The organism is Eudoraea algarum, assembly GCF_050589645.1.
Taxonomy (GTDB): domain Bacteria; phylum Bacteroidota; class Bacteroidia; order Flavobacteriales; family Flavobacteriaceae; genus JBNGOQ01.
Window position 1 is genome coordinate 512,498 of the sequence record NZ_JBNGOQ010000003.1, and the last position, 25,507, is coordinate 538,004.

21 protein-coding genes are annotated in these 25,507 nt (G+C 46.0%); 6 read left to right on the forward strand and 15 right to left on the reverse strand.

From position 1 onward, the window contains the following. Positions 1 to 29: 29 nt before the first annotated feature. The 4 genes from ACRD67_RS13030 to ACRD67_RS13045 form a co-directional block, all read right to left on the reverse strand. On the reverse strand, positions 30 to 1,766 hold the full coding sequence (locus ACRD67_RS13030; RefSeq protein WP_430967604.1) for a T9SS type B sorting domain-containing protein: 1,737 nt from the start codon (positions 1,764 to 1,766) through the stop codon (positions 30 to 32). A 165-nt stretch (positions 1,767 to 1,931) separates the two neighbouring features. Next, positions 1,932 to 4,646 carry a T9SS type B sorting domain-containing protein gene (locus ACRD67_RS13035; RefSeq protein WP_430967605.1) on the reverse strand — a complete coding sequence of 905 codons (2,715 nt, stop codon included), beginning with the start codon at positions 4,644 to 4,646 and terminating at the stop codon, positions 1,932 to 1,934. A gap of 29 nt (positions 4,647 to 4,675) precedes the next feature. After that, on the reverse strand, positions 4,676 to 5,509 hold the full coding sequence (locus tag ACRD67_RS13040) for an ABC transporter permease (protein WP_430967606.1): 834 nt from the start codon (positions 5,507 to 5,509) through the stop codon (positions 4,676 to 4,678). A gap of 14 nt (positions 5,510 to 5,523) precedes the next feature. Further along, the gene (locus tag ACRD67_RS13045) at positions 5,524 to 6,426 is read right to left on the reverse strand and encodes an ABC transporter ATP-binding protein (RefSeq protein WP_430967607.1); all 903 of its coding nucleotides are present in this window, start codon (positions 6,424 to 6,426) and stop codon (positions 5,524 to 5,526) included. Positions 6,427 to 6,516: 90 nt separating this feature from the next. On the opposite strand from ACRD67_RS13045, the gene ACRD67_RS13050 reads away from it, so the two are divergent. Further along, positions 6,517 to 7,605 carry a hypothetical protein gene (locus tag ACRD67_RS13050; RefSeq protein WP_430967609.1) on the forward strand — a complete coding sequence of 363 codons (1,089 nt, stop codon included), beginning with the start codon at positions 6,517 to 6,519 and terminating at the stop codon, positions 7,603 to 7,605. A gap of 798 nt (positions 7,606 to 8,403) precedes the next feature. Here the strand turns inward: ACRD67_RS13050 and ACRD67_RS13055 are convergent. The 6 genes from ACRD67_RS13055 to ACRD67_RS13080 all read right to left on the reverse strand — a co-directional run bounded on the left by ACRD67_RS13055 (position 8,404) and on the right by ACRD67_RS13080 (position 14,048). Continuing rightward, positions 8,404 to 9,462, reverse strand: coding sequence for a nucleoid-associated protein (locus ACRD67_RS13055; RefSeq protein WP_430967610.1), 1,059 nt, complete (start codon positions 9,460 to 9,462; stop codon positions 8,404 to 8,406). 104 nt (positions 9,463 to 9,566) lie between these two features. Further along, positions 9,567 to 10,061, reverse strand: a complete 495-nt coding sequence (locus tag ACRD67_RS13060) for an IS1096 element passenger TnpR family protein (protein WP_430967611.1) — start codon at positions 10,059 to 10,061, stop codon at positions 9,567 to 9,569. A gap of 24 nt (positions 10,062 to 10,085) precedes the next feature. Then, positions 10,086 to 11,120, reverse strand: coding sequence for a COX15/CtaA family protein (locus tag ACRD67_RS13065; protein ID WP_430967612.1), 1,035 nt, complete (start codon positions 11,118 to 11,120; stop codon positions 10,086 to 10,088). A gap of 65 nt (positions 11,121 to 11,185) precedes the next feature. Further along, the gene (locus ACRD67_RS13070) at positions 11,186 to 12,613 is read right to left on the reverse strand and encodes a CCA tRNA nucleotidyltransferase (RefSeq protein WP_430967613.1); all 1,428 of its coding nucleotides are present in this window, start codon (positions 12,611 to 12,613) and stop codon (positions 11,186 to 11,188) included. A 7-nt stretch (positions 12,614 to 12,620) separates the two neighbouring features. Then, positions 12,621 to 13,181, reverse strand: a complete 561-nt coding sequence (locus ACRD67_RS13075; protein ID WP_430967614.1) for an L-threonylcarbamoyladenylate synthase — start codon at positions 13,179 to 13,181, stop codon at positions 12,621 to 12,623. A 30-nt stretch (positions 13,182 to 13,211) separates the two neighbouring features. Beyond that, the gene (locus tag ACRD67_RS13080; RefSeq protein ID WP_430967615.1) at positions 13,212 to 14,048 is read right to left on the reverse strand and encodes a zinc-binding alcohol dehydrogenase; all 837 of its coding nucleotides are present in this window, start codon (positions 14,046 to 14,048) and stop codon (positions 13,212 to 13,214) included. A 121-nt stretch (positions 14,049 to 14,169) separates the two neighbouring features. Between ACRD67_RS13080 and ACRD67_RS13085 the strand changes: the two genes are divergently transcribed. Further along, on the forward strand, positions 14,170 to 14,988 hold the full coding sequence (locus ACRD67_RS13085; protein ID WP_430967616.1) for a glycosyltransferase family 2 protein: 819 nt from the start codon (positions 14,170 to 14,172) through the stop codon (positions 14,986 to 14,988). Here the strand turns inward: ACRD67_RS13085 and ACRD67_RS13090 are convergent. Continuing rightward, complete coding sequence (locus ACRD67_RS13090; RefSeq protein ID WP_430967617.1) at positions 14,970 to 15,764, reverse strand: glycosyltransferase family 2 protein; 795 nt, start codon at positions 15,762 to 15,764, stop codon at positions 14,970 to 14,972. The genes ACRD67_RS13085 and ACRD67_RS13090 overlap by 19 nt on opposite strands. 95 nt (positions 15,765 to 15,859) lie before the next feature. Then, entirely contained in the window at positions 15,860 to 16,675 is an 816-nt protein-coding gene (locus ACRD67_RS13095; protein ID WP_430967618.1) for a 2,3,4,5-tetrahydropyridine-2,6-dicarboxylate N-succinyltransferase, read from the reverse strand. A gap of 100 nt (positions 16,676 to 16,775) precedes the next feature. Here ACRD67_RS13095 and ruvX point away from each other — a divergent pair, with 100 nt between their 5' ends. From ruvX to ACRD67_RS13115, 4 genes are all read left to right on the forward strand, one after another. Next, positions 16,776 to 17,189: a Holliday junction resolvase RuvX gene (ruvX, locus tag ACRD67_RS13100; RefSeq protein ID WP_430967620.1), complete on the forward strand. Its 414-nt coding sequence runs from the start codon at positions 16,776 to 16,778 to the stop codon at positions 17,187 to 17,189. Between the two features lie 122 nt (positions 17,190 to 17,311). After that, positions 17,312 to 17,902 (forward strand): peptide deformylase, encoded by a 591-nt coding sequence (def, locus tag ACRD67_RS13105; RefSeq protein WP_430967621.1) that lies wholly within the window; start codon positions 17,312 to 17,314, stop codon positions 17,900 to 17,902. Between the two features lie 56 nt (positions 17,903 to 17,958). After that, the gene (locus ACRD67_RS13110) at positions 17,959 to 18,384 is read left to right on the forward strand and encodes a DUF5606 family protein (RefSeq protein WP_430967623.1); all 426 of its coding nucleotides are present in this window, start codon (positions 17,959 to 17,961) and stop codon (positions 18,382 to 18,384) included. Positions 18,385 to 18,489: 105 nt separating this feature from the next. Continuing rightward, positions 18,490 to 21,897, forward strand: a complete 3,408-nt coding sequence (locus ACRD67_RS13115; protein ID WP_430967625.1) for an amidohydrolase family protein — start codon at positions 18,490 to 18,492, stop codon at positions 21,895 to 21,897. A 213-nt stretch (positions 21,898 to 22,110) separates the two neighbouring features. On the opposite strand, the gene ACRD67_RS13120 is transcribed toward ACRD67_RS13115, so the two are convergent. The 3 genes from ACRD67_RS13120 to ACRD67_RS13130 all read right to left on the reverse strand — a co-directional run bounded on the left by ACRD67_RS13120 (position 22,111) and on the right by ACRD67_RS13130 (position 25,461). Beyond that, on the reverse strand, positions 22,111 to 23,727 hold the full coding sequence (locus tag ACRD67_RS13120) for a beta-N-acetylhexosaminidase (RefSeq protein ID WP_430967627.1): 1,617 nt from the start codon (positions 23,725 to 23,727) through the stop codon (positions 22,111 to 22,113). Between the two features lie 7 nt (positions 23,728 to 23,734). After that, a complete protein-coding gene (locus ACRD67_RS13125; RefSeq protein ID WP_430967629.1) occupies positions 23,735 to 24,379 on the reverse strand; it encodes a GDSL-type esterase/lipase family protein in 645 nt (214 codons plus the stop codon). Positions 24,380 to 24,567: 188 nt separating this feature from the next. Then, a complete protein-coding gene (locus ACRD67_RS13130) occupies positions 24,568 to 25,461 on the reverse strand; it encodes an alpha/beta hydrolase (RefSeq protein WP_430967630.1) in 894 nt (297 codons plus the stop codon). Positions 25,462 to 25,507 lie beyond the last annotated feature (46 nt).

Here is a 25,507-nt window from a genome sequence, read left to right on the forward strand (position 1 = left end):
CAGGCGTCCTTTTGTATTAAATTTTAGGCCTAGCGCCTTAGGGAAAAGTGCCCCGTAAACTGTTCATTGTTTACGCCAACCGCTCGGAACCAATAATCAGTAGAGGGCAATGGGCGTCCATTAAAGGTGCCGTTCCACCCCTGGGAATTTGGGTCAACCTGCACTAAAAGTTGTCCAAAGCGATTAAAGATAGAGATGCTTACCAAACTAAAGGCCTGGGCATTGGGAGGCGGAACAAACTGCCAAAAATCGTTGATCCCGTCACCATTTGGCGTGAAGAAATTGGGAAACCCTTCCGATATTAGATCTTGTTCCAACAATTTTGAGACAATACAATCCAATTCATTTTTATCGCGGACGTAGACCGTATTATTGCCCAAAGGCACATTGTTGAAGACGTTACTGTCCTGATAGGGACCTGCCTCATTGTTCAGCGCGTATTCATAGTCTCCCGCCCCCGTTGCGTTTACAGTGAGCTGAAGCCCCTCGCCCTGGCTCTGCACATCTACCGAGGTAATCGTTGGTCCGGGTAAAACAAGAACGGTAAAGTCCTGTACGGCCGGACAGGGAATATTGTTTCCTCCTGGGTCGGCAAAATTAAATACTTCCAAACGATAGAAACCCGCCTCGGAAACGGCGGCCTCCCTGGTATCGGACAAATCTTCGATAACCGTACCGGCCTGGGTAGTCCTTGTCCATCGAAAACCTTGCGCCACGGCATCCGTAGAGAGCGTTGCGGGTAATGCATTCACACAGATGGAGACAGCGTCCGGGAAATTGAGTTCCGGAAACAACGAGATCAATTCACCGGTTTGCGGATTCAGAAAGGGTCCACATCCAATGGCGGTCGAAAAGGTTTCCTGCGCGCAACCTATGGCGTCCCCCGATGCGTTAAAGGGAATGATGCGGACAAATATAGATCGATTGGGCTCAAACTCGATGACAAAGGTCTCAGGATCGTTAAACACGGCGTCCTGCAAGATATTGTTTTCAAAGGGGTTGGTGCCAATGGATACCCGATACCCAACTGCACCCGGTACTTCATCCCATTGTAAAAAAGGGGTCAGGGGCACATTGGTCTGCCCATTAACAGGGTTACGGAGTGTCGTACATCCCGGAAGGATAGCCACGTCTCCTGTCGTAAAACTTTGGACAGGACAGCTTGTATTGGGTCCAATAGTGTTGGTTGGGGTAATTTCCACAAAAATTGGCGTGTTCGTGCTAAAGTCCGTCGGCGGATTGTACAACAAGACGTTGCCTACGTTTAAATTGTCCACGATATCCGTTCCTCCAGGTGTTGTCCCCACGGTTAAAATGTAGGCTGTGGCCCTTGGGGCATAGTTCCAGGCGATATTAGTCCCGATGTTCACATCCACTGCGCCGTTGGCAGGAAGCCTTAGATCGGCACATTCGGGTACCGTGGTGACGGCTTCTGTGGTAAAAGGGATGCTACTACAGGTAACGTTGCCTCCGTTGAAGAAAAAAAGCGTGATGGTGATCCAAACCTGTGTATTCTCCGGAAGGCCCAGTGGCGGGGCAAAGGAAGTGGAACTTCCCACGGATTGGTCCTGTATGATATCATCCGCCCCTGGAGTGGAACCTATGGCTATACGGTACCCTGGTACACCCGTAATCTCCTCCCAGGAAATAACGGTCTCTACCGGAACATTGGTCGTCCCGGACATTGGGGTCAACAACTGCGGGCATTGTTGGGAGAAGCCTGTTACACCTATTAAAACTAACAGATATAAGAATTTCTTTTTCATTACAAGTTTAACACAAGCCCTTCAAGATAGTGAATGTCCCCATGTTTTGGCGCAAAAAATCCGTTAAATTCAAGAATATCCAGTTCAAATGTGTTATAAAAATGGGTGCTGGTTTTACTAAGCACTGTTGCGAGAATTCCCAAAAACAAAGGATTTGGGACCGCTTTATCGCTTAAGGGCAAAATGCCCCACGAATTCCCGGCCGTCCTCAAGTTCAACGGTGAACCAATAGTCCGATGCCGGCAAAACCCGATTGTCAAGCGTGCCGTTCCATCCCTGGTCGCCGGGACCAAATTGGGCAAGTAACTTGCCATAACGGTCGTAAACCGTGATACGGCTACCCGACTGAAATTCGTCATTGGTGCCGATAATTTGCCAGGAATCGTTTACGCCATCGCCATTGGGCGTAAAAAATTTGGGGTAACCGATAACGGAAATCAATTCCGTGGCAATACCACAGCCGTTTTTATCCCTTACGTGGACCGTTAGAAATCCGGGCGGGACATTCTCGAACGAACTGGAGTCCTGATAGGTATTTCCATCCAGGGAGAATTCGTAGTCGCCATCCCCGGTAACGGTGACCTGCACGGTATTGTTATCGGAGATATCGGCAATAAGGATCTCTTGGATAAGCGCAATGTTGGAAGGTAGTATTTCAAAGATCTTACTACTGGTACAGTGCAAGGTCTCCCCATTGGCATCATAGGTGTAGCCCACTTCCAGGGTATAGTTTCCCAGGGCCGAGACGGTAACGCTCTGTTGCGAAGACAACTCCGCCCCTCCATTGTTCTGTACCCATCGGTAGGTGTCAAAACCTTCCGGGCCGGATATCTTTAAAGCCGGACCATCCGTACACCATACAAGGCTTTCCGGAAAGCTAAAACTAGGGGAGGGGTTTACCGTTAATTGAATTTGTTCCACGCCCCTGCATTCATTACCATCTTCCAAGCGGGCGTATATGAGTTGAGAGGAGGAACCGTAGGTATTGGGCAAGGCGTTTTGTTCCAGTAAAACATCTTCCGGTGTATTATAAAAACGGACCTCCAAACTGGGATAGGTGTCCTGCGCAAACGTCGCCAGATCAAAGGTTGCCTGTAATGTGGTGTCTTCGGGATCTTCATCACAACTGAACAGGGAGTGCTGTGGGTTTGCACCCAAGGCGTTATCCTGCACTTGGAGTTCCAGTTCACCAAAATTTTCGCACCCCAAACTGTTGGTTACCCTGTAATAGATGGTCTGCGCAAAGGGCTGGGTATTGGTAAATGCCCCCGGATCGGGAATCGGATTGTCCGCATCCCTGTCCGGTATGCTTGCGTAAAAAACAAAACGGTCATTGGAAACAGGGATTGCCTGTTCCAAATTGAATGTACTTATCCCATCCGTGGCATTGCCCAGATCAATATCGCACTGGAGCAGGTTGAGCACACCTCCTTCGGGTACAGGGTCAACGGAAATAAAGGATTCCCCAATAATTTTGCATTCCGTGGGATCAGGGGGGATTATTTCCACGCGATACCGCCCCGAATCGATCAGCATGGCACTTGATACCTGAAAAATATTGCCCGGATTTACCACGGGGATGCCGTCCTTTTCCCAATTGTAGATGGCCCCGGCAAGGAAATCGGCCTCCAGGATGAATTCCTCCCCTTCACATATGGTCAAGGTATTTCCCACCGCTTCCGCGTTGTTTTTGATCAGGGTTGTAGTATTGAAGAAGGACTGTATGAAGGGTGGAAATCCCTGTGTTCCGGTCTTTCCGTTCAGGGAGATCGCATTGTGCCGGTAATCTGCCGCCGCCCCTTTCTCATTGGGATTGTTAATGACCCCTAGGAAGGTAGTGCCCAGGAGGTAGCTTTGGGTAAGGGCCCGATATATTTTACCATTTTCCCCTAACTGCAAGGCCCCCCGATATATGGGCCTGGTATCCAATATGACCTGGGAAGCCGAGACGTCTGGTGCCAATAGGTCATACTGGGTCAGGGCCGAGAAATGGCCCGTAGGACTGGCCGCGGGATTGTTATTGGAGGATTGGACATATAAATATTGCTGGTTTGGGGAAAATTCAAGGCCGTAAGAATTCTTGTGGGGAGAATTAATGGTTAAGCGTTCCTGATTGGACAGCACCCCCGTTTCCGCATCAAAATCATAGAGATATAATCCTGAAAGTGCATTGGCACTTACTAATTTGGTGCCGTCAGCGGATAGTTTTAGATACCCCCGGGCGTCTTGGATAAGAAGATTGCTGAAGGTAGTCTTGACCGAAGTGGTGACCACTCCGGTAACATTTACCTCAAAGGCATGATAAGTGTTGAAAAAATCTATGGGCGGTTCCCCACTCTCCGATGAAAGGGTAACCACCCAAACGGATTCCTCGGAACAGTCCTTGACCACGGCCGCTATTTTTTCCGTACAGTCCTGCAACAGATTGATGTTTTTTTGGACCACGGCACCGTTCCCCCCGTTCATGGACATATCCACCACAGAATAATTAAGGCCCCTGTCCGGGTCGTTTTGGGAAATGGAGGTATCTACCGTAAAAATGTAAAAGATATCGGGATCTTGCGGTTTGGGCACGATGATGGCCGATTGGGTACTGGACGAATCGCCAAAGAGGCGTGTCCCGTTTTCCATGATATTGTGGTCGCGGTTAAAGACAAAAATACCATCGGTATAAAAGAGCAGGTCCCCTACGGCATCAGAAATTGCGGCACAGCCCTCAAAGGTGTTGAGCCTACCATCGGTTAAGGCCGTTACGCTCCCATCGTTATTGAAGTGTATGCCCGCACCGTCTCCGAAGTACCAATTGGAGGTTTCCCCCTGACCAAAACCCAGTAAGGGAAACAGCATACCAACCAATAGAAATAGTGTTCTCTTAAGCATATGTCAGATGGGTTGCACCTGACAATATACTACAAATCCCTTTTCTTTAAAAGTGCATAGGACAAATAGATAAAAAGCGACGTCCAACCGAGTACGATGAGCATCTCATACCAATGCACCTTATAATCCAAAGCAAGCTCTTCCCCAATTTGATTGGCTACCGTTTGAACGGCTCCCAAGCGCGTAAAAGGTTCCTTGATGAGGTTCCACATGGCGTTCAAGGGGAAAAAGCCCATAATGGCATCGGTTGTTTCCCCGTCAAAAAGTTTCCAACGGATCATACCGCGGACAAAACCCTCGAAAACCTGCCATAAGATCAAAAACCCGAGCGCAAAAGCAGAACGTTTTACCAACACTCCCAGAAAGAGACAAAATGAGAAGAAACCCACCAGTTTTATAAAAAAGGCGAGCAAAAAGACGAGATCGGAAAATATAATGGACAACTCGTTGTAGTCCGAGTAGATCAATCCCAAAATCATGGAAACCACAAAAACAAAGGCCGTGGAAATAAGGGCAAAAGAGATGACCGTCAAAAACTTGGAAAGGATGAATTCCTTTTTGGACAAGCCATCTATCAGGTTCTGTTTTATGGTCTTATTGCTGTATTCATTGGCCATCATGGATACGATTACAATGGCGAGGAACAGTTTAAAAAACGCGGTGACAAAGGTGTTAAAATGCCAGATATACGGAAAATTAAAGATTCCTTGTTCCGCGAGGTGAAATTTTACCGGACCAATATCGAACTTGATCGCCGCGATCAACGCAATGGAGGTAAGGAGAACAAAGTAGGAAATAATTAGGATTTTACTGGCCCTATTGTTCCAGAGTTTTATAAATTCTATATGTAAGAGTCGTAGCATGGTCTGTTTGTGCTTTAGTTGGATTTGTTATTGGTCAGGGTCAGGAACTGTTCTTCAAGGCTCTCCTTTCGTTTTACAAGGTGAGAGAGCACAATTCCCTTTTCGAACAGGAGTCCGTTCAATTGGGTGGCGTCCATTTCTTCCTTCAAAAAGGCGGTGACAAGGCCATTTTCCTGCTTAATTTCCCCAAAACCGGCATGGCCCGATAAAAACGTGGTAAGCGCCTCCGTCTGCTCCGTTTTCAGTTCAAAGAAACCATGGCTGGCCAGCATGCCATCCACGGTTCCCGAATAAAGCTTTTCCCCTTTTCTAAGGATGACCACATGGCTGCATACCTTCTCTACCTCGTCCAATAAGTGTGAGGCCAGTAGAATGGTAGTGCCCTGTGTGGCTATTTTTTTTATGATTTCCCGTATTTGGTGAATACCCTGTGGATCCAGTCCGTTGGTGGGCTCGTCCAGAATTAGGATCTCCGGATCGTTCAAGAGGGCAGAGGCTATGGCCAATCGTTGTTTCATCCCAAGGGAATAGGTCTTGAACTTGCTGTTCCTTCGCTCCCAAAGACCGACCAGCTCCAGTTTTTCCTGGATTTTTCCCGTTCCTACCTCTTTGATTTTGCAAACCAGTTTCAAATTTTGGATTGCCGTCATGTACGGATAAAAGTTGGGTCGCTCTATAATGGCGCCCACTTTTTTAAGAGCGTCATGGGTAGTGGTATTCCCATTGAACCAACTAAACTCGCCATGGGTCCTGTTCACTACATTGAGCACGATGCCCAGGGTGGTGGACTTTCCACTGCCGTTGGGCCCTAGAATTCCATATACATTGCCCTTTTCAATGGTAAAGGAGAGGTCTTTTACAGCAGTGAGGTATCCGAATTTTTTGGTGAGATTCGTTACGGTGAGTATTGTTTCCAAGATAGGAGAGGTTTTTTGAATTGCTTATGTCTATAGTTGACGAGGAAATCCTTATTTTGTTACAAATTAAGGCACAATAAAGGAAATACCATGTCCGAGTCCGAACGATTAATGTCAAAAAAAAAACCTGCATATCCGATCAATGAACGGTTAGATGCGTATTTGCACCATTATAGCCGCAAGATCGAGATTCCCATTTTTTATGACGACCTCCTTCGCTTTGCAGGTTCGGTCGTGGTATATGATTCCAACGAGGAGGACACTTTGTGGGTGCGGGTATACTATTCGGAATTTGACCGCAGGGAAATTGATCTGAGCCTTAAGAAGGTGTATTCCATTTTACATTCCGATGGTAGCAATCGTATTATCCAATATTTGAACATCGATGCGGTGGATTATTGCACCTTTGGAAACTCCAAACCCTTCCGTATCAAGGTCCGGAACATCCTAAACGACAATTACACCTATTTTTATGTGAAGAAAACGGATGCCTCAAGGGTTTACGGCCTGGAACTGGAGCATATGTTATCGCCCTATAACCTTAACTTTTTGGTCTATAAGGACACCTTGATCGAGGAACATATTGCCGGCATTCCAGGGGATATTTTTATCAAGGAAATGTTGCCAAAGTGCACCTCATCGGAAAAAGCCCAGTTGGCCAAGGAGTTTGTGAAGTTCAATGAGCGCTGTATGATTCGCCTCTTGGGCGATATGCGTTCCTACAACTATGTGATCGTACCCACCCATGATTTTGATCATGTGGTCTATAAGATCCGGGCCATAGATTTTGACCAGCAGTGCTTTGAGGGGAAGCTAAAGGTATACCGTCCCCAATTTTTCAAGGAAAATTATTTGATGGTAGAACTGGTACGGGAAAAACTGCAAAAGAACTCGGTAGACCAGTATAAGGTAGAGGAAAGGTCCATTGTGGCCAAGCGCATTATCAGTTCGGAGGACCGTATAGAGGAACTGGTAGATATCTGCCGCGAGGACCATATTTCAATAGAAGACCACATAACTAGGCTGAAAGCGGAAATTTATGATCTTACGCTGGACCTAAACTTCAAAAAGTGCACCACCATGGGCGAGGTTTTGACCCTGGCCCTGGATTTTGTGAAACGGAATTATGAGGATGTAAGCATGAAGCAGATCATTGAAAGTAAGTTTGATAATCCGTAAGGGGAGGGTCAAAGTTTAAGGTATAAGGTTCAAAGTTCAAGCCCAAGAGCAAATTCAAGGGCAAGGGAATAGGGAATAGCGATGAGAGCTCATATTGAATTACGAATTACGAATTACGAAGTGCGAATTGCGAGCGCTTAATCTAGCATTTAACACTGGGCACTTAAAACCATCATCTGTCAACCGTCTACTGCTTACGGTTTGAGATTCTTCGCTGCGCCATGCTCCCTGCCCTCCGTACGAGACTTCGGAAGGTGGGCGCTCTGAATGACAATATGCATTGATTTGTCATTCCGAGCCTGCGAGGAATCTCAGGTTCAATTACCTGCTGCCCACTGTTCAAAGTTCAAGCTCAAGTGCAAGTTCAAGGGAAGAGGCAATAGCGATTAGGAGGCTGATCGGGGATGGTGAATTCCGATTTAAATCATATCCCTGACTGATGCAAAACACATCTTTGACAGGTGCAAAGCACATCTCTGGCATATTGGGAACACATCTTTGACTGATGCAAAGCACATCTTTGACATATGCAAAGCACATCTCTGGCAGATTTAAAATAAATCTCTAGCTGATTTAAAAAATATCTTTGGCTGATTTCGGATTAGGGGCACTTAAGCTGGCATTTAACCCTCAGAACTAACAACTAACAACTATCAACTGTCAACCGCCCACTGCCTACTGTCAGCATACACCGCAGCCTGTGCCTCCGCTAAAGCTTGTGCCTCCGCTAAAGCTATGGCGACATGCGGATGGCGTAGGTGTGCCCACTGAACCATCAACCATCACCTATTGACCAACTTACCCCTTTTGTTCCTTGTTGAAGTACACAAGGTAATAATACATTTGTCGTTCCTCGTCCCAGCCTTTCTCCACAAATTTTTCGGCGGATTCGGGATTGATGAAATCCATTTTTATTTGGATATTGGTATCCAGGGTAATGACGTTCTTTATTTTTTTACGCGCATCGGAAACCGCTTTGTTGGCAATATCAAAGTTGGAAACGTCCTCTATGCTGTATTTGGGTCCCTTTTCTACTTTGTAATGCTTGAATTCTGGGATAAGCTCGGGATTTTCTATCACTTCATTCAGGAAATTGGACTCCTCAAAAGCATCATTTTTGGCAAAGTGGTTCACGGCCCGGTTCATGAACAGCACCTCTTGCTGCTTGTCCTCGGCCGGAAGCACCACGTCCTTGGCAAAATTCTGACAAAACTTTAGGTAGTTCTTGGTGTAAAAATTCTCATCGGTAAGCGCATCTACCCCCAAGAAATTCTCCAGCCAGTATTTGGCATCATAGCGATTGCTGTCTACAGAAAGTATCTTGTAACCCGTATCTTTTTCCGTGTTGAAAATAAGACAACCCTTATCCAGTTTATTGATATTTACGCCCTGCTGTACCAGGATATCCAGATTGCTTCCCTTTTCCTCAAATTGCAAAAAATCGTGTTTTATTTCACTTTTAAAGATGCCCACGGCATCCACCTTTTCATTATCTAGCAACACATTGCTAAAATAGGCCACGTAGACCTCTCCGCTCTTTATATGCGGATGATTGGATTGTTCGTACAAATGGGACGCCAGTTTTTTAGAGTAGGTATGCAACTGGTCAGGGGCCGAAAAAATGTCGGATACGATCCCATGTACCTCATGAAACTCCAGGTCGGCCTCATGTCCAAAGCGGAAATAATTCTCCTCCTTTTCCCTAAAGGGCTTAAAAAAATATTCCTTTAATAGACCAGAGGTCTCATCGTTCAGCGCATAGGGTTCCGAAGATAGAAATACGGGTTCGTTCCTATTTTTGTTTCCTACCCGGTGTAGGGAGACGTTTTCGATTTGAGCGGGATATAGGTTGAGCATTAATTTGAGTTAAGAGTTAAGAGTTATGAATTAAGAATTATGAATTATGGGTTAAGGGTATTACCGTGTGATTTGGAGTTGGAAATGGTTGTCGGGAATCTCTCTCAATTCCAGTTTTCATCAAAATCCAGATCGTCATAGTTGTCCATGGTATTGTCAAAATCAAAGGAAGGGTCCGATTCAAAATTTTTCTCCGGTGGGGCATCCGGGAGTTCCCCAAAACTGAAAAGGACATTGGGGTAGGAACGACCGTCTTCCTTTTCTACGATATCTGCCAGTTCCACAAAAAAGGTCCACATACTCAAAAAGTCATAGACATAGATAAGTTTGGGCGTATCGGTGGTGAGGATGTCCTCCAAAAAGGTTTCGTTCATCAGGCGTAGGCCAGAGCCATTTTCGCTCATGTCGAAGAGTGCAATTTCCTCTTCTTGGTTCCATCGGTCATCACAGGTATAGAAAGAAGCCATTTCGTTCCCTATAAAACCAAAGGCCTGGGTAATGGCATTGTGAAAATCCTCCAAGCTGTTGGCCGCTTCTATTTCAATATCCCTAAAGATATCGTCCTGCGCATCCAAGATCACCCTAATTTTAAAAATCATCACCCTATTTTTGGTAGGACAAAGTTACAAAGATTTGAGGGTTTTATTGGATTTTATCGCCTCCAAAACCAAATAGAACTGGACCCCAAATAACAAGGAGGCCAACACCAGATGCATGGGCTGACTGCCCAAGGGGAAATCCAGGTAGTACATAGCCATACCGGTAACGGCCTCAAGAAAGATCAGCACCAGGACCCAATAGATCTTGTCGTACCCCAACTTGCGCTTGTTGATCCGATAGGCCAAAATGACGTTGATAAACACAACCAACACGGAAAACGAACGGTGCACATAAAACTGCAATTGGGGGTCTTGCAACCACTGGTTTTTCGCATTTTCCCCTACCAGACCTATTTGGTCGTCCACAAACTGCCTTACCTGTGTTCCCAGCACCACCTGGATCAATGTAATGCACAAAACTACCCATAGAAAGCCTTGCGTGCCCCGGTCATAGATATGTTTTTGCACCTTGGTATCGGTGGTCTTTATAAGATATAACAAAAGGGCCACGATGACCAGCGCCATGATCATATGGATCGTAATTTTTACGGGTTCCAAAACGGAGTATACTACCGTGGCGCCCAACCAGGCCTGAAACCCCATGGCAACTACCACGAGAAAGGACAGCAAGGTCACGGTTTTGCGCTCTTTCCAATAGTTTAGGGAATACAAGGCCAGCAACAAGGTGGCCAAGCCCGCCAGGGCGCCAGCGAGCCTATTGATGTATTCGGTCCAGGTATGAAAAGGGTTGAAAACCGCATAATTGTGGCGATCGTAAGATGTCCAATTGTCCCCGTTGTAGGCAGTGTTGGTCCTAAAATCTTGCTTGGCTACCCAAAGCGATTCCGCTCTGATAATGACCTGCCCTTGTTTATAGGACCTGTTCTCCTGCCACTGCAGTTCCGATATATCGGTAGGGGGAATGTAATAACCAAAACACTTGGGCCAATCCGGGCAGCCCATACCGCTTCCGGTCATGCGCACCACAGCACCGGCAATAATGACCAAGTACACCAGTGCCAGTGAAATTTTGGCTAGTTTTCTGTAACGTTTTTGCATCTTTCGGCTATGGTTAGCAGGCACAAAATTACCACTCTTTTATGATATAACGGAAGGTAAAGCGGTTAGTTATTGAGCAATTTTAGTCCCATCTCCTTTCCCTTTTTTAGCATAAATTCGCGAGCATCCTTGTGCTTATTGGGAATATGGCCCTCCAATATGGCTTCCTTAATGGCATCCTTGATGATACCTATTTCCTTGGAAGGGCTTAAATTAAAGGTTTTCATGATTTCCTCCCCGCTTATGGGGGGCTGAAAATTGCGTATGTGGTCCCTTTCCTCTACCTCCACAATTTTTTGGCGTACCAGCTTAAAGTTGTTCTTGTACTTTTTCTGTTTTTTGGGGTTTTTGGTGGTGATATCCGCTTCGCAGAGGGTCATGAGGTCATCCACATGGTCGCCGGCATCAAAAATAAGTCGTCTAACCGCAGAATCCGTGGCATAGTCTTCCGAGAGTACTATGGGCCGGGAACTCATACGGACCATTTTTTGGACAAATTTCATTTTGTCGTTCAGCGGCATGCGCATGCGTTTGAACAGCTTATAGACCATTTTGGAGCCTACAAATTCATGTCCGTGAAACGTCCACCCTATTTTCTTGTCGAACTTTTTTGTAGGGGCCTTGCCAATGTCGTGCAGCAGGGCCGCCCAACGTAGCCATAGGTTGTCCGTAGTCTTTGAAATATTGTCTACCACCTCCAGGGTGTGCCAAAAATTGTCCTTGTGCCTTTGCCCTTCAACCTCCTCTATACCCTGTAAGGCCAGAAGTTCTGGCAATACAAATTTCAACAAACCGGTTTGGTGCAGCAGCGCAAAACCGACCGAGGGCGTTTTACTGGCAAGAATTTTATGCAGTTCGTCCACAATGCGCTCCTTGGAAATAATGTTGATCCGTTCCCTGTTCTTTGAGATGGCCTCCAGGGATTCGGGAACAATCGTAAAACCGAGCTGGGTAGCAAAACGTATGGCACGCATCATCCTTAAGGGATCATCGGAGAAGGTGATTTTAGGCTCCAAAGGGGTACGGATACATTTGCTATCCAAATCCTCCAGACCGTTGAAGGGATCCAGCAAACTGCCATAATCTTTTTCGTTAAGGGAAAAAGCGAGCGCATTAATGGTAAAATCCCTTCGCTTTTGATCGTCGTGTAAACTGCCGTCCTCCACGGCGGGCTTCCTACTTTCCCGATGGTAGCTCTCTTTTCTGGCGCCCACAAACTCAAGCTCAAAGTCCGCATGCTTTATCATGGCGGTTCCAAAATTTTTAAAAACGGAAACATCGGTCTTGCCCGGTATCTTGGAAGCCACTTTTTTGGCCAGGGCAATGCCACTGCCAATGGCAACGATATCGATATCCTTGGGAATCCTTCGATCCAAGAGATAATCCCTTACATAACCACCAATGACATAGCAGTCCAATGAAAGCTCTTTGGCTGCCGATGCAATCAATGGAAATATGGGATTTTTTAAAGCTTCTTCGTAGCGTTTCTGCATTGTTGTCTTATTCCCGGATGACCTTAACGGTCCCGTCCGCACCCAATTTTATGATGGACGAGGGGGTGCTTTTTTCCTTATCGCGGTCCAAATTTACTATATAGTCCACACCTTTTAAAATCTGCTCATCTATTTCTTTGAAACTCTTTGGGGACAGTTCCCCCGCAAGGTTGGCCGAGGTAGATACGATGGGTTTTTTGAATTTACCGATGAGGTACTGGCAAAATTTATCCTTTGCCACCCTAATGGCCAGGGTGTTGTCCTTGGCTATGAGGTTTTTGGCCACACCTTTGGGACCGTCATAGACAATGGTGGTGGGCTTGGTTGCCAAATCCAGAATGTCATAGGCCACTTCCGGTATATGGGTTACATGCTGTTCCAACATAAAGTCATTGGCTACCAGGCATATCATAGTCTTGGTGCCAGGGCGTTTTTTTAGGGTATATATTTTTTCTACGGCCTCGCTATTGGTGGCATCGCAACCAATGCCCCAAATGGTATCCGTGGGGTATAGGATAAGTCCCCCAGCGGTAAGAACTTCTATGGCTTTCTGAATTTCTTCATTCATTTTTTAAAGATGTATTATACAAGTCCGATGCTAAAGTCCGGTTTGACGGGATAGGTCAATTTCGAAATGGGCACTTACCGCTTCCCATGTAGAACGGTTCTTATCCTGGTCCACGTTCTGCTTTTTTAGGGACTGTACCTGTGAACCCATTATGGGTATGGGCTTTTTGGGTGCGTTCCCTGCGTTGCTAGAGGTGGTTCCTTTTAAATAGGACATGGCCTTGAACCATAGGTCGTCCGCTTTGGGGGCCAGGTCCATAAACAGGTCAATATCCCCAGTTTTATCGAGTAGGGTACCGGGGGGATATAACACACCACCGGCACCTACGGGCAATACCGCATCAGCATTAAAGGGTGTGCCACCGCGGTAGATCCATTGTTTATAGGGTAATAGCTTGCCCTGTTGATCATAACTGATATAACGTGTTTGGTTGGCCAAGATACGGTTTGGATGGTCCTGATGGGCCTCAAAGAGCAACCGTAGCCAGTTGCGACGGTAGATCAGGTCGTCATCGCAGGTGATAATAATTTCCGAAGGGAAAGCGTCCAGCGAATGGATCAGTTTTCTATGGGAGCATTCGAGTGCCGAAAATCGAATTTCAAAGAGATCCCCCTCCAGTTTCCCAAGTTTTTTTGGAATGCTGTCTTTTAGCGTCTTGTTTAACCAAAGCACTATTTTTTTTGGCCGTACCTCCTGGTCCATAAGACTGCGTATTACAAGGTGTACAAGGCCCAATCTGGAAGGAATGGAGGTAAGGGAGACAATGACCGGAACTTCCTTCTTTTCGTTCAAACGCAGTTTTATGGCGGAAAGCGACAACAGCTTTAAGGTATGGAAAATGGATACGGGAATTTCTTTAATCTTCATGCGCAGGGGTTAATACTAACCGATTTTTGCTATATTTCGATTTGCCAATGCAATCAATATTGGCACAAACCAAAGATATACAATAAGAGTTTTATATTTTTGCAGACTAGTAAACGTATTTATGGAAAAACCCAAAATATCCATTATAGTAAGTACCTACAATTCCGAAGCATGGTTAAAAAAAGTACTATGGGGATTCAATTGCCAGACCTTCAAGAATTTTGAGGTTGTGGTGGCCGATGATGGGTCTGGTCCAAAGACCAAGGCGTTATTGGAGGAACTCCAAAAAGAGGTCGGTTATCCTATTATACATGTTTGGCAGGAGGATGACGGTTTCCAGAAATCGAGGATATTGAACAAGTCGATCATTGCCTGCAATGCAGATTATATTATCATGACGGACGGGGACTGTATTCCCCGGGAAGATTTTGTAGAGGTACACTATATCAATAAGGAACCAGGGTACTTTATTTCCGGGGGCTACTATATGTTGCCCATGAACATTTCAAAAATGATAGCCTTAAAGGATATCGAAGAGCAAAACTGTTTCAATATCAATTGGTTGAAGGAGAAGGGCATACCCAAGACCTTTAAGAACAACAAACTTACCGCAAGGGGTTTCATGTCTATTTTCTTTAATACGTTTACCACTACCAATGCCAGTTGGAATGGACATAATTCCTCCGGATGGAAAAAGGATATTCTCAACGTGAACGGTTTTGACGAGCGCATGCAATACGGCGGACAAGATCGTGAACTGGGAGAGCGATTATTTAATTTTGGAATCAAGTCCAAACAGCTTCGTTACAGTGCCGTATGTGTACATTTAGACCATAAAAGAGGGTATAGGACGCCAGAATCCATTTCAAAAAATCTGAAAATACGGAAAGAGGTAAAGCGGGAGCAGATCGTGTGGACCCACTACGGCATTAGTAAGTAATACGCCAGTTCGTTTTTCTTTTCCAAACGTTGCAACTCCTTGTAACGCTCAAAATCGCCCAAGGCATTCAGATAACATACGGTAATTCCCTTTTCGCCGTCCAAAAAGCCCAGACGGAGAATGTAGTGGTTGAAAAATTTCCAAAATGGTTTTAGGACCATGAAGAAATAACTGAATTTCCTTTCCCTATAAAAATCTTCCTTGGCCTTTAACCTTCCGTATCGAAGCATTTTCCCCTTGTAATCCTCATAGTTCTTGTAGCAACGATGAATTAATTTTTCCTCCAATATGCCACAGCTTCCGTCTACTACCAAGGTCTCGTGCACAATTTTCTTATCTGTGAAATGCGCTTTGGTTTTGCGGAACAAGCGGTAGTTTTTATCGGTCTGCCAACCACTGAACTTTAAGGGTTCGTCCTGAAACATGAACTTCCTGTAGAACCAATAGGCCACATGCTCCGCGTTACCGGTTACCGTCTTTACAATTTCATCCCTTAGGTCTGGGGTCACTATTTCATCGGCATCGGTAAACAACACCCAGTCATGTGAAGCCTGTTTTAGGGCATATGACTTTTGCAGGGTAAAATTCTCAAAGGGATGCTGAATAACCTTTACCTGGGGATGTTCCAATAGGTATTCGTATGTTCCATCCGTGCTATAGGAATCTACCACGATGATTTCATCCGCAAAGGCGATGGATTCTATACATTTTTCGATATACCCGATCTCATTGTAGGTGATGACCAAGGCAGAAATCTTCTTGTCTTGTTTATTCATGGCAATCTGTGTAAGTAGGGAGCATTCATCTATTGTTACAAAAGTATAACAAAAAAAAAGTAAAAAAATTATATTGTAAATAAAATTCCTACATTTTATACGGCAACATTATATTCCCGTAAGGCCTGGTTAAGGGAAGTTTTTTTGTCCGTACTTTCCTTACGTTTGCCAATGATCAACGCACAGGGAACCTGATACGGACCAGCTGGGAACTCCTTGGTATAACTTCCCGGAATCACAACAGATCCCGCAGGTACAAGGCCTTTTCCTTCCTTTGGGGTGTCACCGGTAACATCTATTATCTTCGTAGATGCCGTAAGGACCACATTGGCGCCAAGTACGGCTTCTTTTTCTACGCGAACGCCCTCCACAACAATACAACGGGACCCAATAAAAGCATTGTCCTCTATTATTACCGGTGCGGCCTGAAGCGGTTCCAAAACGCCCCCGATACCAACGCCCCCACTGAGATGGACATTTTTACCGATTTGAGCACAACTGCCCACGGTTGCCCAGGTATCTACCATTGTCCCCTCGTCCACATAGGCGCCGATATTCACATAACTGGGCATTAGGATGGTGCCTGGGGATATATAGGCCCCGTGCCGGGCCACCGCATGGGGTACAACCCGAATTCCTTTGGCCTTATACCCTCTTTTTAAAGGAATTTTGTCGTGGTATTCAAATATCCCGGCCTCCAAAGTTTCCATTTTTTGAATAGGGAAATAGAGGACCACCCCTTTTTTTACCCATTCATTGATCTGCCATCCCTGGGAGGTAGGTTCTGCACAGCGTAATTCTCCCGCATCTATTAAATCGATTACTTTGCGAATGGCATCCTGGGTGGCCTGTTGTTCCAACAGCTCCTGGTTTTCCCAGGCTTTTTCAATAAGGGCTCGTAATTCCGTCATTTCGTATTAAATTTTGGCAAAGATAATAGCTACCCCGCAATAAACCTTTCAATTTTATACTTATAACAATTTATCGCTTATTTTTGCCAAAATGTTGGATTTGGGAAGAATTGTAGCACTTGATTATGGGAAGGTAAGAACCGGAATCGCCGTTACCGATGAATTGCAATTGATTGCCTCCGGATTGACCACAGTTGCTACCAGTGGACTTCTTGAATTCCTAAGGAACTATGTAGGGGAGGAGCAGGTAGAGCGATTTGTAGTGGGCGAACCAAAGCAAATGGACAACACCCCCTCGGAATCCGAGGCGTTAATACTGCCCTTTTTACAAAAGTTGGGTAACGCTTTTCCAGAAATCCCTGTGGAGCGCCAGGATGAGCGCTTTACGTCAAAGATGGCGGTACAAAGCATGTTGGAAAGCGGTTTGAAGAAAAAAAAACGTAGAGATAAGGCTTTAGTGGACGAAATAAGTGCAACCCTGATCCTACAGGCATATTTAAATAGAAATAGTTAAGGGTTATGAGTTATCGGCTAATAGTTGGCCATGGAAAGTTTACAACTAGCAACTATTAACCTGGGATTGTTCATTCTCAGTCCTCAACTCTTGACCGTAAACCGTAAACGCTCGATTATAAAATGACATTACCGATTGTTGCCTACGGCGACCCCGTGCTGAGAAAGGTGGGGAAAGATATACAAAAAGAGTATCCCGATCTGACCGATTTGGTGAAAAATATGTGGGAGACCATGTACAATGCAAATGGGGTTGGGCTGGCCGCCCCCCAAATAGGGCGCCCCATCCGCTTGTTCCTTGTGGATACTACCCCCTTCGCAGATGACGAAGAACTGTCCGCGGAGGAACAAGAGGAATTGAACGGGTTCAAAAAAGTATTTATAAATGCGCACATGGTCGAGGAAACCGGTCAAAATTGGGCCTTCAACGAAGGATGCCTCAGCATTCCGGATATTCGTGAGGACGTACAACGAAAAGACACTATTACCATTTCCTATGTTGATGAGGATTTTAAACCCCATACGGAAACCTATGGCGGACTTTTGGCTCGTGTAATCCAACACGAGTACGACCACATTGAGGGTATTCTGTTTACGGATAAGTTGTCCTCCCTTAAAAAACGGCTATTAAAGGGGCGCTTGGCCAATATCTCCAAGGGCAAGATCAATGTGGATTATAGAATGCGCTTTCCAAATGTCAAAAAAACGCGCTGATCCGTTTCTTTATTGAAGTAAAAATGCAATATTTGACACCCAATTTATACTAGTATATGAGCTTAGACAAAATTTTATCAATTGGAGGCAGGCCCGGACTCTTTCAACTGAAGACACAGACCCGAACCGGTTTTGTTGCAGTATCCCTTTTGGATGGGAAGCGAATCACGGTAGGATTTAGAAATAATGTGAGCGTATTGTCCGAAATTGCCGTTTATACCCTAAGCGAGGAAATCCCCCTGCGCGTGGTCTTCCAAAAAATAAAGGAAAAGGAAAATGGAAAGAAGACTTCCATTGGACATAAAGCGGAAAAAATAGAACTGGAAGAGTACTTTTTTGAAATTCTTCCAGATTACGATGAGGATCGTGTATATGCCAGTGATATCAAAAAAATAATACAATGGTACAATATTCTGCACGATCACGGAATCACGGAGTTCCCAGAAAGCGGGGAAGATGACCCTTCTACTGAAGAAGAGTAATATCACGATTTAAAAACCCTCCGCAATGAGGGTTTTTTTATGATATCTTCAGGAATTAATTAGCTATATTTAGGCGACTTATTATTATTAAAAACCTTACTAACAATGCACGCTCGTTTTAAACTTGGCGCAACCTTGCTGTTGCTGATTATTTGCACCCTCCCTGGTTTATCCCAGGAAAAAGAAAAAGATTCTACGAAGAGGGCCACCAAGGAACTTCCTTTGGAGCCTGAACGCACACTCTCCTTTACTGCGGACAAGGGCACTTGGATTTCCTTGGACGTTAGCCCCGATGGCAGTACCATTGTATTTGACCTGTTGGGTGATATCTACAGTATACCCATTACAGGTGGCACGGCCACCCAAATAACCAGTGGTATGGCTTATGACGTACACCCCAGATACAGCCCTGATGGCAAATCCTTGGTCTTTATTTCGGACAAAAGTGGTTCGGACAACATTTGGACCCTTGATCTTGCCACCCTGAAGGACAAGCAGATCAGCAAGCAAAAGAAACACAATTTCTTTTCCGCAGAATGGACTCCGGACGGGGAATATATCGTTGGAGTAAAAGGAAGACGAAACATCAAGCCACATATCTACCATAAGGACGGGGGGTCCGGGAGCCAGTTGGTGACCGAGCCCAAGGAGATTAAATTAATAGACCCTGCCTTTGGTGCGGATGGCAAGCTCCTGTACTTCTCCCAACGGAGAAATTCCTGGAATTACAATGCCCAACTCCCACAATACCAGATTGGCACCTATGATATGGAAGATGGGGATATGGCCGTTATCACCTCCCGATATGGCTCCGCATTTACCCCTACCTTATCCGATGATGGCAATTGGATGGTCTACGGGACGCGTTTTGAAGAGGAGACCGGCCTTATGTTGCGCAACTTAAAATCGGGCAAAGAGCGTTGGCTGGCCTATCCCGTGCAACGCGATGAACAGGAATCCATTGCGCCCTTGGGCGTACTGCCGGCCATGTCGTTTACACCAGATAGTAAAAATTTGATCGCCTCCTACGGGGGCAAGATCTACTCCATTTCCTTGCAAAACAATGTGGCTACGGAAATACCGTTCAAAGTAGCGGTGAATCTGGAATTGGGACCGCGATTGGATTTCAAATACCCCATCGAAGATACCGAAGAGGCCTTTGTAACCCAGATCCGGGATGCCAGACCATCGCCCAATGGTTCCCGATTGGCCTTTACCGCCCTGAACAGATTATATGTAATGGATCTACCCAACGGTACGCCCAGAAGGCTTACCAGTAACAATTTTACCGAGGCGCAACCTGCGTGGTCGCCAGATGGCAAGTACCTGGTGTTTACCACCTGGAAGCACGGCGGAGGGCATTTGTACAAGGTAAATACGGAAGGACGGGTCAAAATACAGCAGTTGACAAGAACACCAGGAGTCTATACTTTTCCCGAATGGTCCTACACCCAAAATCGTATAGCGTTCCACAGGGGTGCAGCGCAGATATGGGACGATGCTACAGGCCCTAGGGCTAGGAGATATCAGGAGGACTTGGTTTGGATTTCCCCTGAAGGCGGAACGATTAATTTTATTGATAAATCCAATGGAAGGGCCGCGCCACACTTTACCCAAGTAGATGATCGGATATACTTGTACAGTTTCGACAAAGGTCTTGTCTCCATACGTTGGGACGGATCTGATCAAAAGGAGCATTTGAGATTAAGGGGTATAGAGACCTACGGTTCCCAGGACATCTTGGAAAATGAGCATGGTGCGTACAACCAGAATGTGTGTTTGCCCACCTTGCTGTCATCGGAGGAGAACGAGGAAAACAAAAAGGCTTCCAAACCTGTCAACATCCGTATTGCGCCCAACGGGAAGACCGCTTTGGCTATGATCAACAACGATATGTACACCGTAGACATACCCAAATATGGGAAAACCCCTTCCATTTCCTTGGCCAAAGTGGATGGTGCGGCGTTTCCGGCCATGAAACTGACCATTATTGGTGGCGAATTCCCCGCCTGGTCGTCCGATAGCAAAAAAGTACACTGGTCGCTTGGTGCCAGCCATTTTAGCTATGACCTTGCCGCCGGCAAACAGTTTAAGGACAGCGTGGCCGAGGCCAAAAAGAAGGAAAAAGAGCTTAAGAAGAAGGAAAAGAAGTCGGATTCCACCAAAGCCGACGGGAAAGAGGATAAGAAAAAAGACCCCAAATTTGAAGCAGAGGAGTTCAAGGTGAAGGTGGCCTATAAAAGGGACATTCCTCAGGGAAACCTGTTGCTCAAGGGCGGACGTATTCTGACGATGAAGGGAGATGAGATCATTGCAAACGGCGATATCCTTATTGAAAATAACCGTATAAAAGGAGTGGGGGCCAGCGGAAGCCTCGATGTACCACCGAATACAAAGACCATTGATGTCAGTGGTAAAACGGTGGTTCCGGGATTCATAGATACCCATGCACATCTAAGACCAAGCTGGGGATTGCACAAAAGCCAGTTATGGGTGTATTCTGCCAATCTGGCCTATGGGGTCACCACCACTAGGGACCCTCAAACGGGTACCACAGATGTGTTGACCTATGCCGATATGGTCGAGTCCGGAATGACCCATGGACCTCGTATCTACAGTACAGGGCCCGGAGTAGGTTTCTGGCGGTATAAAATAGAAAGTTTGGACCATGCCAAAGAAGTCCTTAGCCAATACAGCGAATACTACGATACCAAAAGCATAAAGATGTACTTGGTCGGCAACCGACAGCAACGACAATGGATCATGATGGCCGCAAAGGAATTGAAGTTGATGCCCACAACCGAGGGCGGACTCGATTTTAAACTGAACATGACCCAATTGTTGGATGGATATCCGGGACACGAACACTCCCTGCCCATTTATCCTATTTATGGGGATGTAGTGAAGGCCATCGCAGATTCCAAAATGGCCGTCACCCCAACCCTGCTGGTCTCCTATGGAGGGCCCTGGGCAGAGAATTATTACTACTCGAGGGAAGATGTTTGGGGCGATAAAAAAATACAGTATTACACCCCCTATGCCGATCTTGCCCGTAAATCGAGAAGAAGACCGGGCTGGTTTATGGATGAGGAACATGTCTTTAAAAAACATGCAGAGTTCATGAAAGATTTGGTAGAGGCCGGTGGTCTGGCAGGTGTTGGCAGCCATGGGCAATTACAGGGCCTTGGCTTTCATTGGGAACTTTGGTCCGTGGCCAGTGGCGGAATGAAGAATATGGACGCCCTTAGAACGGCGACCATCTTGGGTGCCCTAGCGCTGGGATTGGACGGCGACCTGGGCAGCTTGGAAGTTGGAAAATTGGCAGATGTCCTGATTCTGGACAAAGACCCCTTGGAAGACCTGAGGAATACGAATTCGCTTACCCTTGTGGTCAAAAATGGCAGGGTATATCATGCGGATACTTTGGACGAGATATGGCCTACAGAACAGAAGGCCGAGACCTTCCATTGGCAGACCAAAAAACCTGAAGGTGTGCCAGGGATAAAAAAATGACGTAAAACGTTACAAATAACAGGAGTTATATTGGACTAAATCAGAGCGGCTGTTTAAAAGGTAAAAACAAAAAACTGTCATATCGAGCGCCCACCTCCCGAAGTCTTGTACGGAGGGCAGGCAGTTGAGATGTCTGGAAAATAAGGACATATAAGGTTCTCGACTGCGCTTGAACGGACAGCAGAGCACTTTTCAAACAGCCGCTTTGTTATATCAATCTTTTTCGATGGTTTCGTAGGTGTACTTGCTTTTTTTCCAATCGATTAACTTGGATGGGTAGTACTTTACATCCATTCGGTCCAGAAAAGGCGCTTGGTTCGCCAGGCGTACCCTGTAGTTTTCCCAATCGCGATTTTCCTCGGTGGTCCAACTCAATTCGGAATAGCCGATCATCCTGGGAAAGGCCAAATATTCCAATTCATCTATCGTGCTGATCGTTTCGGACCACAAGGGAGCTTCTATGCCCAAAATATTTTCCAGGGGAATCCCCTCAATTAATTTTTCCGGGGTCCAAATATAGGCCGTATCCACGGGAATATAGGCAGCCCAATGCAAACCGAATTTGGACAGCGTATCGTATTGCATATCCAAATAAGCTTTTTTGGCCGGCGATAGAATGACCTTGGATCCGTTTTTGGCCGCAGCGATGGCATTTTCCCTTGTGGCCCAATGCTGGGCAATGGTGGTGGAATCGATATCGGCCTGGACAATCTCGTCCCAACCGATCATCCGCTTCCCGTGTTTTTGCACTATTTTTTCAACCTTGTTTACAAAGAGGATGTAGTCTTTCTTTTTGGTTACATGGCTTTCATCCCCGCCAATGTGGAAGTAGGGACCGGGGGTTAAGGCGGCGATTTCCTCTACCACATCATCAATAAAGGCATAAACCGTATCCTTTTGCGCGTCAAAGGTGCTGAAACCTACGCGCATTCCAGTGTACAATTCCGGCGTTTTTCCATTGCCGTTCAAAATGGGATAGGCTACGGAGGCCGCATTGGTATGCCCCGGCATATCTATTTCCGGAACAATCGTGATGTATCGGGCCGCAGCGTATTCCACAATTTCAGTATAGTCTTCCTGGGTATAGAAGCCCCCTGGGCCGCCACCCACTTCGGTACTTCCACCAACCTCTGTGAGTCTGGGCCATGATTTGATCTCAATTCGCCATCCCTGGTCATCGGAAAGATGCAAGTGCAGCACATTGATCTTATAGTACGCCAAAAGGTCGATATATTTTTTTACGTCCTCCACACTAAAGAAGTGGCGGGCCACATCCAGCATAGAGCCCCGATATTCAAAATTGGGTCGATCTTCGATTTTTCCCGATGCAATGGGCCAGATTCTCTGTTCGGCCAGGGTATCATTGCTTTCCTCGGGAATAAGCTGTCTTAGCGTTTGAATACCTCTAAACGCACCCGCAGCGGTACTGGCATTGATAATCACAGAATCTCTATTGATATACAATTGGTAGGCTTCCGGCGCTTGGAGTGTTGTACTATCAGATTGATTGATATAAATAATCCGTTTTACCCCTTCGTCCCCGTGGTCGTTGACCCAAAGGTCAAGCTTGGTTTTTTCCTTGATCTTCTTAGCAAGGAACTCGCCAACCGCTGCGAAGCCCAGCTCGTTCTGGGACGTATAGATGGCGGTATACCTGTCTAGACCAAAGGCCGTGTGGGTAGGAGTGATTTTTAAAGGTTTTGGGATCAAGTTTTCCTGTGCCAGATCGGTCCGGGGAAAATTGATGGGTGCCCTTTTTTCGCCGCAAGCAAGAAATCCCAAAATTCCCGTAAATAGGATCAGCGCTTTTAATACTGTTGATTGTCGCATGTTCAGATTATTTAATGTATTTGGTTATTACCTCTTGCCAAAGGGCATACCCCTTGGCGTTCATATGTAAACCGTCTGCAATGAACAGATCGGTCCTTAGTTTTCTTCCGTTGAGCATAATGTCCCAGACGTTGGCAAATGCCAGGTTGGTATCCCGCTCACAGATTTCCCTGATTCTGCGGTTCAAACGTCTGTACTTGCGCCTAAGGTGCCACCTGGCAATACTGGGCTTGGCAGAAAGCAGTACAATTTGTGTTGCCTTGTTATGCTCCTTTACCAGGGCAATGATCTGCTGTATATCGGCGATGATCCGTTTTGGTTTTTTTTTTGACGAAATGTCATTGTCGCCCTCATAGATAAAGACCTTTTTGGGATTGAAGCGGAGAATCAGTTTTTCCGAATGGATTAAAAGGTCGGAGGCCTGCGATCCCCCAAAGCCCGAATTCACGATTTGCTGTTCTGGGAAAATCGTTGCAAGATCTTTCCACAAGCGAACACTGGAACTTCCGGTAAATACTATGGTTTCCTTGGAAGCATCCCAAAGCGTATCGTATTTTTTTTGAATCTCTGCCACTTCAGCTTCAAACGGGAGACTATCCTGCGCACGACCCATCATACAGACGGCCAGTAGCATCACAATCAGGTATCGCATAGGTGAAAAATTTGAAATTCTAAATTACCGCAATTTTGCAAGTTGGTCAACTACTATAATGGCACTTTCCTCCAATATATAATCAGCCGTACTCGGGTAGGCTTTGGCAGCTAGGAGGTCTTACTATCCTGGAGCCAATATATTGTACTTGTTTTCAGCAGTTTACCTCAGTCATGTGCCGCAAGGATTTATTCTTCTTTTGGCGGTGCCAACGCGATAAAACCTTCCGATAGGCCCCATTCGTAAAATCGGGTAATCCAAGTGTCCGAAGGCAGTCCTTGAGGTTGCATTCCAAAACCGTGACCGCCCTTGGCGTACATATGCAAGCCCACCTTTTTTCCTTCCTGTAACCAAGCGGTATAAAGAGCAATACTTCCCTTCGCCAAACCGAGCGGGTCGTCCGTGGCACAGACCACCAACATAGGCGGGGCATTATCAGGAGCATCCTTTATAGGGATAATATCGGTCCAAGGATAGACGGGTACAATAAAATCCGGTCTATTTTCTAAACTCGAATTGTAGGCAACACCTATGGTGACGGCCCCTCCGGCAGAAAAACCCATAAAGCCTATTTTGTCCGGTTGAATACCATAAGTGTCCGCATGTGTACGCACATAGGACAAAGCCGAAAGCCCATCCTGGATGGCCAAGGGCAATATAGGTGTAACTTTTTCCCCGATTTCTGCCGGATTACGGGCCCCGGCTTCCGTGATTTCCTGTACAGCATCCCCTTGGGTAGGTACCAGGCGATATTTGAGCACAAAAGCGGTTATACCTTTAGCGTTGAGCCATTTGGCCACATCGGTTCCTTCTTTTTTGATACTGTGGGCATATAAACCTCCTCCCGGGGCAATGATGACCGAAGTACCGTTTGCCTGCTCAGGGTCCGCGACAAAGACCTCCATCGTAGGAATCGATACATTGCTCACAATTTCCGTATTCCATATGTTGGAATAGTACTCCCGTTCGCCACCTTCCCAAACCACATTTTCGGAATTCTTATGGGGAAGTTCTACGATAGTTTGGGATAACCCGGCTGTTAGTGTACACAAACCGAGAAACAGTGCAAGTCGTATTTTCATATCCAGTTTATTTTCGAATCTTAAATATAACATATTTTGGCAAGAC